General features: G+C 72.6%; 11 protein-coding genes. 6 read left to right on the top strand and 5 right to left on the bottom strand.

The window, feature by feature from the left end; translation table 11 throughout:
• The first annotated feature begins 202 nt into the window (after positions 1-202).
• Entirely contained in the window at positions 203-958 is a 756-nt protein-coding gene (locus ACFZDI_RS06405; protein ID WP_234846796.1) for an enoyl-CoA hydratase/isomerase family protein, read from the top strand.
• Here ACFZDI_RS06405 and ACFZDI_RS06400 read toward each other — a convergent pair.
• Both ACFZDI_RS06400 and ACFZDI_RS06395 read right to left on the bottom strand, forming a co-directional pair.
• Positions 945-1,580 (bottom strand): DJ-1/PfpI family protein, encoded by a 636-nt coding sequence (locus ACFZDI_RS06400; protein WP_361121414.1) that lies wholly within the window; start codon positions 1,578-1,580, stop codon positions 945-947. The genes ACFZDI_RS06405 and ACFZDI_RS06400 overlap by 14 nt on opposite strands.
• Before the next feature lie 73 nt (positions 1,581-1,653).
• Entirely contained in the window at positions 1,654-2,613 is a 960-nt protein-coding gene (locus tag ACFZDI_RS06395; RefSeq protein ID WP_391248176.1) for a DJ-1/PfpI family protein, read from the bottom strand.
• A 162-nt stretch (positions 2,614-2,775) separates the two neighbouring features.
• Here ACFZDI_RS06395 and ACFZDI_RS06390 point away from each other — a divergent pair, with 162 nt between their 5' ends.
• From ACFZDI_RS06390 to ACFZDI_RS06375, 4 genes are all read left to right on the top strand, one after another.
• Complete coding sequence (locus ACFZDI_RS06390; RefSeq protein ID WP_391248174.1) at positions 2,776-3,645, top strand: hypothetical protein; 870 nt, start codon at positions 2,776-2,778, stop codon at positions 3,643-3,645.
• A gap of 73 nt (positions 3,646-3,718) precedes the next feature.
• Positions 3,719-3,844 (top strand): LPFR motif small protein, encoded by a 126-nt coding sequence (locus ACFZDI_RS06385; protein ID WP_267889763.1) that lies wholly within the window; start codon positions 3,719-3,721, stop codon positions 3,842-3,844.
• 99 nt (positions 3,845-3,943) lie between these two features.
• Positions 3,944-6,343, top strand: coding sequence for a helix-hairpin-helix domain-containing protein (locus ACFZDI_RS06380; protein WP_391248172.1), 2,400 nt, complete (start codon positions 3,944-3,946; stop codon positions 6,341-6,343).
• Positions 6,344-6,456: 113 nt separating this feature from the next.
• A complete protein-coding gene (locus tag ACFZDI_RS06375; RefSeq protein WP_391248170.1) occupies positions 6,457-7,005 on the top strand; it encodes a putative glycolipid-binding domain-containing protein in 549 nt (182 codons plus the stop codon).
• Here ACFZDI_RS06375 and ACFZDI_RS06370 read toward each other — a convergent pair.
• Entirely contained in the window at positions 7,002-8,642 is a 1,641-nt protein-coding gene (locus ACFZDI_RS06370) for an ATP-binding cassette domain-containing protein (protein ID WP_391248168.1), read from the bottom strand. The two genes, ACFZDI_RS06375 and ACFZDI_RS06370, sit on opposite strands and share 4 nt — an antisense overlap.
• A gap of 29 nt (positions 8,643-8,671) precedes the next feature.
• On the bottom strand, positions 8,672-9,694 hold the full coding sequence (locus ACFZDI_RS06365) for an oxidoreductase (protein WP_391248166.1): 1,023 nt from the start codon (positions 9,692-9,694) through the stop codon (positions 8,672-8,674).
• Between the two features lie 66 nt (positions 9,695-9,760).
• Between ACFZDI_RS06365 and ACFZDI_RS06360 the strand changes: the two genes are divergently transcribed.
• Positions 9,761-10,711 carry an FAD-dependent oxidoreductase gene (locus tag ACFZDI_RS06360; RefSeq protein WP_391248164.1) on the top strand — a complete coding sequence of 317 codons (951 nt, stop codon included), beginning with the start codon at positions 9,761-9,763 and terminating at the stop codon, positions 10,709-10,711.
• A gap of 192 nt (positions 10,712-10,903) precedes the next feature.
• On the opposite strand, the gene ACFZDI_RS06355 is transcribed toward ACFZDI_RS06360, so the two are convergent.
• Positions 10,904-12,628 carry a BCCT family transporter gene (locus ACFZDI_RS06355; RefSeq protein WP_234846787.1) on the bottom strand — a complete coding sequence of 575 codons (1,725 nt, stop codon included), beginning with the start codon at positions 12,626-12,628 and terminating at the stop codon, positions 10,904-10,906.
• Positions 12,629-12,682 lie beyond the last annotated feature (54 nt).

Below are 12,682 nucleotides of genomic sequence, written 5' to 3'. Positions count from 1 at the left end.
TCGCGCTCGATTGTCGCCACACCTCGAGTGTTGGGAACGATGCGCCCCGCACCCCGGGACTGAACACAAGTCAGCAGGTATCGAGCACTTCTGACCGTTGGCGTATGACACGGTCAGTTGTGGGACTGGTCCTGTCCCTGTTGTGCCGTCTCGGCGAACTATTCGGGTTGTACGGGTTTGGCATCCGGATAGCATCCGGCACATGGAGCCGCAGCTGGAGCACCGCGTGACCGGGTCGGTCGCGACGGTCGTCATACGTCATCCCGAGAAGCGCAACGCCATGACGGCCGCCATGTGGCGCTCCCTCCCGCCGTTGCTGGAGGAGCTCGCGGGCGATGCGGCCGTGCGGGCGCTGGTGCTGACCGGCGAGGGCGGGACGTTCTGCGCCGGGGCCGACATCTCGACGCTGCGGGGCTCGCCGGAGGAGGCGCAGGGGCTGGCCGTGCGGGCCGAGGAGGCGCTGGCCGCGTTCCCGAAGCCGACACTGGCCGCCATCCGGGGGCACTGCGTTGGCGGCGGGTCGCAGCTGGCCGCGGCCTGTGATCTGCGGTTCGCCGAGGAGGGCGCGCTGTTCGGTGTGACGCCCGCGAAGCTCGGCATCGTGTACCCGGCGTCCTCGACCCGGCGGCTGGTGTCCCTGGTGGGGCCGGCCGCCGCCAAGTACCTGCTGTTCTCGGGCGAGTTGATCGACGCGCCGCGGGCGCTGCGCACCGGGCTGGTGGACGAGGTGCTGCCCGGGGACGAACTCGGCAAGCGGGTCGAGGAGTTCACCCGGATCCTGGTGTCCCGTTCGCAGCTGACGCAGGCGGCGGCCAAGGAGTTCGCGGACGGGCGCACGGACCGGGACGCGCACTGGGCCGGGCAGGCCCGGGCGAGCGGCGACACCGCGGAGGGTGTCGCCGCGTTCCTGGAGCGCCGGCAGCCGCGGTTCGGCTGGAGCGTGCCTACGTCAGGATGACCCCGGAGTGCTCGCGGAACAGTTCGACGAGGTGTGCGGGGGCCTTCTCGGGTGATCCGGCGTCGTAGGGCGGCTGCGGGTCGTATTCGGTGCCGAGCTGGACGAGCCGCGCGTGGTCGTCGCCCGCGATCCGGCCGAGCAGGGTCAGCCCCATGTCGATGCCGGAGGAGACGCCGGCCGCCGTGACGTACTTGCCGTCGGTGACGACCCGCTCCCCCGTCGGGTCGGCGCCGTGGCGCTTCAGTTCCTCCAGGGCCAGCCAGTGGGACGTCGCGCGGCGGCCCCGGAGCAGTCCGGCCGCGGCGAGCAGCAGGGAGCCGGTGCACACGGACGTCGTCCAGGTGCTGGTGGCGTCGGCGGTGCGCAACCAGGTGAGCAGAGGGCCGTCCGCCGCCAGGGGGAGCGGGCCCGGGCCGCCCGGGACCACGATGATGTCGGGGTGGGGCACCTCGGCCAGGGCCCGGTCGGCGAGGAGCGCGAGGTTCCCCGAGTCGTTGCGCACGGGGCCGGCCTCCTCGGCGACGAAGACGGTCTCGGCGTCCGGGAGCCGGCCGAGGGTCTCGTAGGGGCCGACGGCGTCGAGGGCGGTGAAGCGGTCGTAGAGGACGATGGCGATCTGCATGAGGTCCCTTCAGCAGGCGGAGTTCGAGGGGTCAGGACGTGGTCGCGGGGCGAAGCAGGCGGAGTTCGAGGGGTCAGGACGTGGTCGCGGGGCGGAAGCGGCGGCGGTACTCGGCCGGGGGCGTGCCCAGGGTCCTGACGAAGGCGCGGCGCATGGCCTCGGGCGTGCCGTAGCCGCTGGTGCGGGCGATCTCCTCGATGCCGTCGGCGGTGTCCTCCAGGAGGCGCCGGGCGTGTTCGAGGCGGACGCGGTCCACGTAGCGGCCCGGTGTCATACCGGTCTCGGCGCGGAAGGCGCGGGCGAAGTGGCGGGGTGAGAGGCGGGCGCGGGCGGCCAGGGTCTCGACGCAGAGATCCGCCTCGGGGTGGTCGGTGATCCAGCGCTGGACGTCCCGCAGTGGTTCGCGCTGTGCGGTCTGGGCCGCGAGCTGGGCGCTGAACTGGGCCTGGCTGCCGGGCCTGCGCAGGAACACCACCAGGTGGCGGGCGATGGTGAGAGCGGCGTCCCGTCCCAGGTCCTCCTCGACCAGGGCGAGGGCCAGGTCGATCCCGGCGGTGACACCGGCCGAGGTCGCGATGTGCCCGTCGCGCACGTAGACGGGGTCGGGGTCGATCGTGACGGCCGGGTGCTCGCGGGCGAGCCGGTCGCAGTAGGCCCAGTGGGTCGTGGCGCGACGGCCGTCCAGCAGTCCCGCCCCGGCGAGCACGGCGGCGCCGGTGCACACCGAGACCAGGCGCTCCGCACGCGGCCCGTGTTCGCGCACCCAGTCGACCAGGCGCGGGTCGGGCCGCAGGCTGCCCGTGCCGCCGGGGACCAGGAGGATGTCCGGGGCGGGCGCGGAGGCCAGCGACTCGTCGGGCACGAGGGTCAGTCCGCTGGTGGTCCGCACGGGTGCCCCGTCCAGGGAGGCGGTGCGGATCCGGTACGTGTCCGGGGCGAGCAGTTCCGCGCCCGCGAAGACCTCCACGGGCCCGGTGACGTCGAGACTCTGCAAGCCGTCGAAGAGGACGGCGAGCACCGTGCGGGGGGCCATGCCGACGATTCTTCGCGGGGCGCGAGCATGGCCGCAAGGACGAGTACCCCACCTTTCCTGCCATGCGGCACACGGCTGGGGCAGACCAAGGGGCACACGGCCGGGGCAGGCCATGGCCCGCGGCCGGGGCGGACATACCAAGCGGTTGGTAACCTGCCCGGCATGACGACCACCGCTCTGGAGCCGCGCGCCGGCCGGCGCTGCCACACCGTGCTCAACTCCCTGCACGCGACGCACTACTTCTCCCCCGACCTCGGACGGGAGCTGGGCACCGTCGGGGTCACCGACCCGCGCGCCGTGAACTTCGCCGTACGGGCCGCCGCCTTCGGAGCGGTCGGGGCCGGGGCCGTCACGGCCGCCTTCTACAACTACAAGCACGAGCTCGTCGCCCGGTACGTGCCGAAGGTGTGGGAGACCGCCGCGCCCGCACAGGTCCTGGCGGCACGCCTGCGTGCGGTCGACGCGACCCTCCGGCGCCTGCTCGGCGACGAGGCCCTGGCGTCGGCGGAGATGGCCGAGGCGGCACGGCTCGCCCTGCGCGCCGCCGAGGCCTGCTCGCGCGCGGCCCGGCCGCTGTACTCCGCACACGCCGACCTGCCCGTCCCCGAGGAACCGCACCTCGCCTACTGGCACGCGGCGACCCTGCTGCGCGAGCACCGGGGCGACGGGCATCTGGCCGCCCTGATGTCCGCGGGGCTCGACGGGCTGGAGGCGATGGTGACCCACACGGCGACGGGCAAGGGCATGAGCCCGAGGTGGGTGTGCGCCACCCGTGGCTGGAGCCGGGAGGAGTGGAACGCGGCGAGCGAACGGCTGCGGGAGCGCGGGCTGCTGGACGATTCCGGCGACCTCACCGAGCGGGGCGTCGCCCTGCGCCGGGAGATCGAGGAGGAGACGGACCGCCTGGACCGTGCCCCCTACGCGCACCTGGGCCCGGAAGGAGTGGCCCGGCTGGCCGAGGTGGGCGGGCTGTTCGCGCGGGCGGCGCTCGGGGCGGGAGCCTTCCCGGCTGATCTCATCGGCAAGGGGTGACGCATGGTGACGCGTCTGTGAGGTACCCGCACTCCACCGGCCGCGCGGCCGGCAATGGAGAAAGGGGAATTCCGTGTTCCGTGCCATCGCAGACGTGCTGCGCCAGATCGGCGGCGCCATCGCCACCGTCGTGACGCTTCCCTTCCGGGCCCTGGCCCGGCTGTTCGGCGGAGCCTCGTCCTCCACCCGCAGGGCGTGACCCGGACCGCGACCTGCCGGGTACCGCCCTGATCCCCGGGTGTCGGCGTCACCTGCCACAATTGCCGCGCAACCTCAGTGGAGAAGGCGGTACGGGATCGTGACGACACCCGGGTCCAACGGGTCCATCAGCGCAGTGTCCATCGAAGGCAGGATCGCCGAGGAGCTCGGCGTACGGGAGCGGCAGGTCAGGGCCGCCGTGGAACTGCTCGACGGCGGTTCCACGGTGCCCTTCATCGCCCGCTACCGCAAGGAAGCGACCGAGATGCTCGACGACGCGCAGCTGCGCAGCGTCGAGGAGCGACTGCGCTACCTCCGGGAACTGGAGGAGCGGCGGACGGCGATCCTGGAGTCGGTGCGCGAGCAGGGCAAGCTCACCGACGAGCTGGAGGCGAGCATCCGGGGCGCCGAGACGAAGGCGCGCCTGGAGGACATCTACCTCCCGTACAAGCCCAAGCGGCGCACCAAGGCGCAGATCGCCCGTGAGGCGGGGCTGACGCCGCTGGCGGAGGGGCTGCTCCGCGATCCGTCCGTCGACCCCCTCGCCGCGGCCGCCGCGTTCGTCGACGCCGACAAGGGCGTGGCCGATCCGCAGGCGGCCCTGGACGGCGCCCGGGCCATCCTCACGGAGCGCTTCTCGGAGGACGCCGACCTCATCGGCGAGCTGCGCGAGCGCATGTGGGTGCGCGGGCGGCTGGCCGCCAAGGTGCGGGAGGGCAAGGAGGAGGCGGGGGCGAAGTTCGCCGACTACTTCGACTTCGCCGAGCCGTTCACGGACCTGCCCTCGCACCGGGTCCTCGCGATGCTGCGCGGCGAGAAGGAGGAGGTCCTCGACCTCGTCCTGGAGCCCGAGGAGCCGACCGACGGCCCGTCCTCGTACGAGGGGATCGTCGCCCACCGGTTCGGGATCACCGACCGGGGCCGCCCCGGCGACAAGTGGCTGAAGGACACCGTCCGCTGGGCGTGGCGCACCCGCATCCTCGTCCACCTCGGCATCGACCTGCGGCTGCGGCTGCGCACCGCCGCCGAGGACGAGGCCGTGCGGGTCTTCGCGGCGAACCTGCGCGACCTGCTGCTCGCCGCCCCGGCGGGCACCCGCGCGACGCTCGGCCTCGACCCCGGTTTCCGTACCGGCGTGAAGGTCGCCGTCGTCGACGCGACCGGCAAGGTCGTCGCCACGGACGTCATCCACCCCCACGTCCCGGCCAACCGGTGGGACGAGGCCATCGCCAAGCTGGCCCGGCTCGCGAAGGAGCACGCGGTCGAGCTGGTCGCCATCGGCAACGGCACCGCCTCCCGCGAGACCGACAAGCTCGCGGGCGAACTGATCACCAAGCACCCCGAGCTGAACCTCACGAAGGTGATGGTGTCCGAGGCCGGAGCGTCCGTGTACTCGGCGTCGGCCTTCGCCTCGCAGGAACTGCCCGACATGGACGTGTCGCTGCGCGGCGCCGTGTCGATCGCCCGGCGGCTCCAGGACCCGCTGGCCGAGCTGGTGAAGATCGACCCGAAGTCGATCGGTGTCGGCCAGTACCAGCACGACCTGTCCGAGGTGAAGCTGTCGCGTTCGCTGGACGCGGTGGTGGAGGACTGTGTGAACGGCGTGGGCGTCGACGTCAACACGGCGTCGGCCCCGCTGCTCGCCCGGGTCTCCGGCATCACCTCCGGGCTCGCCGAGAACATCGTGGCGCACCGGGACCAGAACGGACCGTTCAAGGCCCGCGGCGAGCTGAAGAAGGTGGCCCGGCTCGGCCCGAAGGCGTACGAGCAGTGCGCGGGCTTCCTGCGCATCCGCGGCGGTGACGACCCGCTGGACGCGTCGAGCGTGCACCCGGAGGCCTACCCGGTGGTCCGGCGCATGGTGAAGACCGCCGGGCAGGAGGTCGCCGCGCTCATCGGCAACACGGCGGTGCTGCGCTCGCTGAAGCCGCAGGACTTCGTCGACGAGTCGTTCGGTCTGCCGACGGTGACAGACATCCTCAAGGAGCTGGAGAAGCCGGGCCGCGACCCGCGCCCGGCCTTCAAGACGGCCGTCTTCAAGGAGGGCGTGGAGAAGATCTCCGACCTGTCGTCCGGGATGATCCTGGAGGGCGTCGTGACGAACGTCGCCGCGTTCGGGGCGTTCGTCGACGTGGGCGTCCACCAGGACGGCCTGGTGCACGTCTCCGCCATGTCGAAGACGTTCGTGAAGGACCCGCGGGACGTGGTGAAGCCCGGCGACATCGTCAAGGTGAAGGTCCTCGACGTCGACATCCCGCGCAAGCGGATCTCACTGACGCTGCGCCTGGAGGACGAGGCGGCGGCCTCGCAGGGCAAGGGCGGCGGCTCCGGTGAGCGTCGGCAGCGGGGTGGGCGTCCGCCGCAGCAGCGGCAGGGCGGGCGTGTCGGTGGCGGGGGCCGTGGTGGCGGTTCGCGTCAGGCGCCGCCGCCTGCCAACAGCGCGATGGCAGATGCGCTGCGCCGCGCGGGGCTGGCGGACCCCAAGGGCGGCAAGCGCTGACGGCTCCGCCGTGGGGGCCGTGGGGAGCTGCGGGGCCGTTGTGGCTGGTCGCGCAGTTCCCCGCGCCCCTGAAAGGCGGGGCTTCGCCCCCCTTTCATGCCTAGGGTGAAGGTATGTCTGCCATCACCTGGGAAGTGTTCGCCAGCCGGGGGTTCGAGACCGCCTGGCCCGAGCGAGGGGAAGGCGTGTTGCGGGCGCGCGGGCGGGCCGTCGGTATCGAACCCGAGCCGTACTGGGTCACGTACGAACTCGACACCGCCGACGGGTTCGTGACCCGTAGCCTGCGGGTGACGGCCGAGACCGCGGGCGGCCTGCGCACGCTCGACCTGCGGCACGACGGCCACGGCCGGTGGACCGCGAACGGCGAGCCGCTCCCGGACGTCGGCGGGGCCCTCGACTGCGATCTCGGGCTGTGCCCGCTCACCAACACCATGCCGGTGCTGCGGCACCGGCTGCACCGGGAGCCCGGTGAGCGGGAGTTCCTGATGGCGTGGGTGTCGGTGCCGGACCTGGCGGTGCGGCCGTCGCGGCAGACGTACACGCATCTCGGGCCCGGGCGGGTCCGTTTCGCCTCCGGCGACTTCCGCAGCGACCTGGCGTTCGACGAGGAGGGGTACGTCGTGGACTACCCCTCCCTCGCCACCCGCCTGACGACCCTTTAGCGTTCGGTCACCTTGCCGTCCGCCACCTCCAGGCGGCGGTTCACGTGCACCGCGTCCAGCATGCGCCGGTCGTGGGTGACCAGCAGCAGGGTGCCCTCGTAGGCCTCGAGGGCGGACTCCAGCTGCTCGATGGCGGGCAGGTCCAGGTGGTTGGTCGGCTCGTCGAGGACCAGGAGGTTGACGCCCCGGCCCTGGAGCAGTGCCAGCGCGGCCCGGGTGCGCTCGCCCGGGGAGAGGCTCGCCGCGGGGCGCAGGACATGGTCCGTCTTGAGGCCGAACTTGGCCAGGAGGGTGCGGATCTCGACCGGTTCGGTGTCCGGGACGGCCGTGCGGAAGGCGTCGAGCAGCGACTCCTCACCGTGGAACAGCTTGCGGGCCTGGTCGACCTCGCCGAGCAGGACGCCCGAGCCGAGCGCGCCGTGCCCGGCGTCCAGCGGGACGCGGCCGAGCAGGGCGGCGAGCAGCGTGGACTTGCCGGCGCCGTTCGCTCCCGTCACCGCCACCCGGTCCGCCCAGTCGATCTGCAGGGACACCGGGCCGAGGACGAAGCCGCCACGGCGCACCTCGGCGTCGCGGAGGGTCGCGACGACCGCGCCCGAGCGCGGAGCGGACGCGATCTCCATCCGCAGGTCCCACTCCTTGCGGGGCTCCTCCACGACGTCCAGGCGCTCGATCATGCGCTGGGTCTGGCGGGCTTTCGCGGCCTGCTTCTCGCTGGCCTCGCTGCGGAACTTGCGGCCGATCTTGTCATTGTCGTTGCCCGCCTTGCGGCGTGCGTTCTTCACGCCCTTGTCCATCCAGGAGCGCTGCATCTGCGCGCGGTCCTGGAGGGCGGCCCTCTTGTCGGCGTACTCCTCGTACTCGTCGCGGGCGTGGCGGCGGGCTACCTCCCGCTCCTCCAGGTAGGCGTCGTAGCCGCCGCCGAAGAGGTTGATCCGCCGCTGGGCGAGGTCGAGTTCGAGGACCTTGGTGACGGTGCGGGTGAGGAACTCGCGGTCGTGGCTGACGACCACCGTGCCGGCGCGCAGGCCGCTCACGAAGCGTTCCAGGCGCTCCAGGCCGTCCAGGTCGAGGTCGTTGGTCGGCTCGTCCAGGAGGAAGACGTCGTAGCGGGACAGGAGCAGGGAGGCGAGTCCGGCGCGGGCCGCCTGGCCGCCGGACAGGGACGTCATCGGCTGGTCGAGGCCGACCGCCAGACCGAGGCCGTCGGCGACTTCCTCGGCGCGTTCGTCGAGGTCGGCGCCGCCCAGGCCGAGCCAGCGCTCCAGAGCGGTGGCGTAGGCGTCGTCGGCGCCGGGCGCCCCGTCGACCAGGGCCTGGGTGGCCTCGTCCATGGCGCGCTGGGCCTCGGCGACGCCGGTGCGGCGGGCCAGGAACGCCCGCACCGTCTCGCCGGGCCGGCGGTCCGGTTCCTGCGGGAGGTGGCCGACGGTGGCGGCCGGCGGGGACAGGCGCAGTTCGCCCTGCTCGGGCGTGGTGAGTCCGGCGAGCATCCGCAACAGGGTGGACTTGCCCGCTCCGTTGGCGCCGACCAGGCCGATCACATCGCCGGGGGCGACGACCAGGTCGAGCCCGGTGAACAGGGAGCGGTCGCCGTGGCCGGCGGCGAGGTTCTTGGCGACGAGGGTGGCAGTCATCAGGGCGCCGATCCTAACCGTCGGGCCGCTCACTGCCGCACGGCCGCCGCCAGGACGCTCGTGGAGGTGCGCGCGACGACGTACGAGCGGCCCCTGGCCGTCTTCGGGTCGAGGGCGAGGCGGTGGCGGCCGGCTTCGAGGACGCCGTCGAAGACCTCGTGGGTGTGGGTGCGGGAGAGCCGGTCGAGGCGGTACGCGGTCAGGGTGACCCGGCAGGTGGAGGTGACCTCGACGTCGGCGGTGCCCGCGGCCGCGGTGAGGCCGGTGAGGCGGCGCCGGTCGGCCGGGCTGCGGTCCAGGGCGTGTTCGATCTGGGCGACGAGGAGCGGAACGATCGGGGCGAGGCCGTCGACGTGGGCGACCGGGACCCCGGCCCGCTCGAAGGCGCGGCGGACGGCGGCACGTTCCTTTTCCCCGGCCGCGTGACCGAGGACGACGGCGCCGTAGCCGCTCAGTTCGTCGGCGGGTACGCCGTCGGCGTCCTGGGCGATGTCGGCGCCGACGCCGATGGTGCGTAAGGCGGCGGCCAGCTTGGCGAGGACGACGGCACGGGCGCCGATCAGCAGGACACGGCGCCGGGGGTCGGGCGCGGAGCCGTTCAGCAGGGCGCCGAGCGCCGTCCGGTACTCGGGGCCGCGGAAGCGGAACGGGCCGATGCCGTGGTAGCCGTTGAGCTCCAGGTCGGCGTGGTCGTCGGTCTGCCAGGCGAAGTCCTGCCAGATGACGTCCTCGCCGTCGCTGCGGATCACCGCGGTGACGGCGCCGCAGGCCAGGTCCTCGCACTCGGGACAGCCGTAGACGACGTAGCGGCCGTCGGGCAGCGGGGCCGGGCTCTCCAGGAGCAGGCTGCGGACCTGTGCCATGAAGATCGCGGGTGGGACGTCGGAGGCGAGCGGGGAGACCGCGTCGAGGTCGGAGAGCCGGAACAACAGGGGGCGTCCGTCGACGATGAAGTCGACGAAATCCCGGTGGACCCGGTAACCACCGTCGCTGTGGACTCCCCCGGCTCGCATCGCGGGCGCCAGGCCGAAGGTCGCGTACTCGGCACACATACGGTGAGTATCCCCACACTGCGCGTGATGTGAGCACGGCATGACGGATTCCGCTACGGTCCCGGCATGTCGAGTGAGCTGAGTGGCGAGATCGTGGTGGTCGGCGGCGGGGTGATCGGGCTGACGACCGCCCTGGCCCTGGCGGAGCGGGGCCGGCGGGTGCGGGTGTGGACGCGGGACGCCGTCGGGGCGACCACCTCCGCCGTTGCGGGCGCGCTGTGGTGGCCGTACCGGATCGAGCCGCTCGCGACGGCACGGGCGTGGGCGCTGCGGTCGCTGGAGGTGTACGAGGAGCTGGCTGCGGGGACCGAACCGGCCGGCGTACGGATGGTCGAAGGGGTACAGGGCGAGACCCTCCTCGACGAGGCCGACGCGTGGCTGGCGGGCCGGGTGCCGGGGCTGCGGACGGCCACGGCCGACGAGTACCCGGGCACAGGCCTGTGGGCGAGGCTGCCGCTCATCGACATGCCGGTCCATCTGCCGTGGCTGCGGGAGCGGTTCGTCGCGGCGGGCGGCGTGATCGAGACGCGTACGGTGTCCGCCCTCGCGGAGGTGGACGCGCCGGTCGTGGTCAACTGCACGGGTCTCGCCGCGCGGGAGCTCGTGCCGGACCCTTCCGTGCGGCCGGTGCGGGGGCAGTTGGTCGTCGTGGAGAACCCCGGGATCGACACCTGGCTGGTCTCCACCGACGCGGCCGGGGACCATGCGTACCTGTTCCCGCAGCCGGGCGGGCTCGTCCTCGGCGGTACCTCCGAGGAGGACGCGTGGTCGCTGGAGCCCGACCCCGCGACGGCCGAGGCGATCGTCCGCCGCTGTGCGGCCCTGCGGCCGGAGGTCGCCGGGGCCCGGGTGCTGGGGCACCGGGTGGGCCTCAGGCCCACCCGGCCCGCGGTCCGGCTGGAGCGGGACACCCTGCCGGACGGGCGGCTGCTGGTGCACAACTACGGCCACGGCGGCGCGGGCGTCACCGTGGCCTGGGGGTGCGCGCAGGAGGCCGCCCGGCTGGTCTCGGGCTGAGGCGGGCGGCGCCCCGCCAGGGGCACGGAGAACGGCGTGAGCCGCCACATACGGTCCGCATCGCCGCACCATCCTGGCCACCCGGAACCGATGCCCACCACTCCACGCGGGGCGCGTGCCGACGCGAGCCGGCCGGCGAGACGCACGGGCGGCCCGAGTACGTGGAACCCGGGCCGCCCGCTGCCGTGCGGATCAGTGCTTGCCGATCGGGTCTCCCTCGACGTCCGGGCCGCGGCCCGGGCCGACACGGAACTCGAACTCACCGTCGTACTTCTTGTGGCCTTCCATGACGGCCATTTCGACGGCCTCGGAGCCCATCTGCTCGCGCACGATCACCGGGTCCCGGCGCAGGTCGCGCATGAGGGCGACGCACATGAAGATCATCACGACGACGAACGGCGCGGCCGCGAGGATCGTGAGGTTCTGCAGACCGGTCAGCGCATCCCCCTGACCGCTGCCGACCAGCAGCATGATCGCGGCCACCGCACCGGTGACCACGCCCCAGAACACGACCACGAAGCGGCCGGGTTCGAGCGCGCCCTTCTGCGACAGGGTGCCCATGACGATGGAGGCCGCATCGGCGCCCGAGACGAAGAAGATGCCGACGAGGATCATCACGAGCAGGCTCGTGACGGTGGCGATGGGGAACTGCTGGAGCACGTCGAAGAGCTGGCCCTCCGGGGTCGCCTCCTTGCCGAGCTGCCCCTCCTCCTTCATCTTCATCGCCGAGCCGCCGAAGATCGCGAACCAGATCAGGCTGACCGTGCTGGGCACGAGGATGACACCGCCGACGAACTGGCGGATCGTACGGCCGCGGCTGATGCGGGCGATGAACATGCCGACGAACGGCGTCCAGGAGATCCACCACGCCCAGTAGAAGACCGTCCAGCTGCCCAGCCAGTCGGCGACGCCCTCGCCGCCGCTCGCCTCGGTCCGGCCGGCCAGCTGGGGAAGGTCGCCGAGGTAGGCGAAGACCGAGGTGGGCAGCAGGTCCAGGACGATGATGGTCGGGCCCGCCACGAACACGAACAGGGCGAGGATCAGCGCCAGCACCATGTTGGTGTTGGACAGCCACTGGATGCCCTTCTCCACACCGGAGATCGCGGACGCGACGAAGGCCAGGGTCAGCACCGCGATGATCGTGACGAGCAGCCCGGTGCTCACCTTGTCCATCCACTTCAGCTCCTGCACACCGGAGCCGATCTGAAGCGCGCCCAGGCCAAGCGAGGCGGCGGAGCCGAAGACGGTCGCGATGATCGCGAGGACGTCGATGGCCCGGCCGATGCCGCCGTTGGCGTTCTTCCTGCCGATGAGCGGGGTGAACACCGCACTGATGGTCTGCCGGCGGCGCCTGCGGAAGGTGCTGTAGGCGATGGCGAGGCCGACCACCGCATAGATCGCCCACGGATGGAGCGTCCAGTGGAACAGGGTGGTGGCCATGGCCGTCTCCATGCGCTCGCCGGAGTCGGCCGGGTTCGTGCCCGGCGGGGGCGTGCCGTAGTGGGACAGCGGCTCGCTCACGCCGTAGAACATCAGGCCGATGCCCATGCCCGCGCTGAACATCATCGCGACCCACGACACGGTGCGGAACTCGGGCTCCTCGCCCTCCGCTCCGAGGTGGATACGGCCGTAGCGGCTGATCGCGAGCCAGAGGGCGAAGACGACGAAGCCGGAGGCGGCGAGCATGAACGCCCAGCCGCCGTTGTGCATCAGCCCGCCGAGCATGCTGGTGGAGACGTCTTCCAGCGAGTCGGTCGCCGTCGCGCCCCAGATCACGAAGGCGAGCGTGAGGGCCGCCGTGACGCCGAAGACGATGCGGTCGGTCTGCGGCCGGTCCTGCCCGGGCAGACCCGCTTCCGACCCCGGCAGCGTGGCTCCCTCCGGGGAGTCCTTGTCGCTTGGTCGTTCTTGCGTCACAGGCGGCACCTTTCATCGGGACAGCAGGTGAGGACGCGGGTCCTCGTAACGCTG

The organism is Streptomyces sp. NPDC007907, assembly GCF_042959365.1.
GTDB lineage: Bacteria > Actinomycetota > Actinomycetes > Streptomycetales > Streptomycetaceae > Streptomyces > Streptomyces indiaensis.
The sequence above is the reverse complement of the archived record's forward strand: the minus strand, read 5'-3'. Positions and strand labels throughout refer to the sequence as shown.

What these genes read in the sequence shown, in the direction of transcription:
- ACFZDI_RS06405 (WP_234846796.1), top strand. Translation starts at nt 203, where the DNA reads ATGGAGCCGCAGCTGGAGCACCGCGTGACCGGGTCGGTCGCGACGGTC.
- ACFZDI_RS06400 (WP_361121414.1), bottom strand. Translation starts at nt 1,580, where the DNA reads ATGCAGATCGCCATCGTCCTCTACGACCGCTTCACCGCCCTCGACGCC.
- ACFZDI_RS06395 (WP_391248176.1), bottom strand. Translation starts at nt 2,613, where the DNA reads ATGGCCCCCCGCACGGTGCTCGCCGTCCTCTTCGACGGCTTGCAGAGT.
- ACFZDI_RS06390 (WP_391248174.1), top strand. Translation starts at nt 2,776, where the DNA reads ATGACGACCACCGCTCTGGAGCCGCGCGCCGGCCGGCGCTGCCACACC.
- ACFZDI_RS06375 (WP_391248170.1), top strand. Translation starts at nt 6,457, where the DNA reads ATGTCTGCCATCACCTGGGAAGTGTTCGCCAGCCGGGGGTTCGAGACC.
- ACFZDI_RS06370 (WP_391248168.1), bottom strand. Translation starts at nt 8,642, where the DNA reads ATGACTGCCACCCTCGTCGCCAAGAACCTCGCCGCCGGCCACGGCGAC.
- ACFZDI_RS06365 (WP_391248166.1), bottom strand. Translation starts at nt 9,694, where the DNA reads ATGTGTGCCGAGTACGCGACCTTCGGCCTGGCGCCCGCGATGCGAGCC.
- ACFZDI_RS06360 (WP_391248164.1), top strand. Translation starts at nt 9,761, where the DNA reads ATGTCGAGTGAGCTGAGTGGCGAGATCGTGGTGGTCGGCGGCGGGGTG.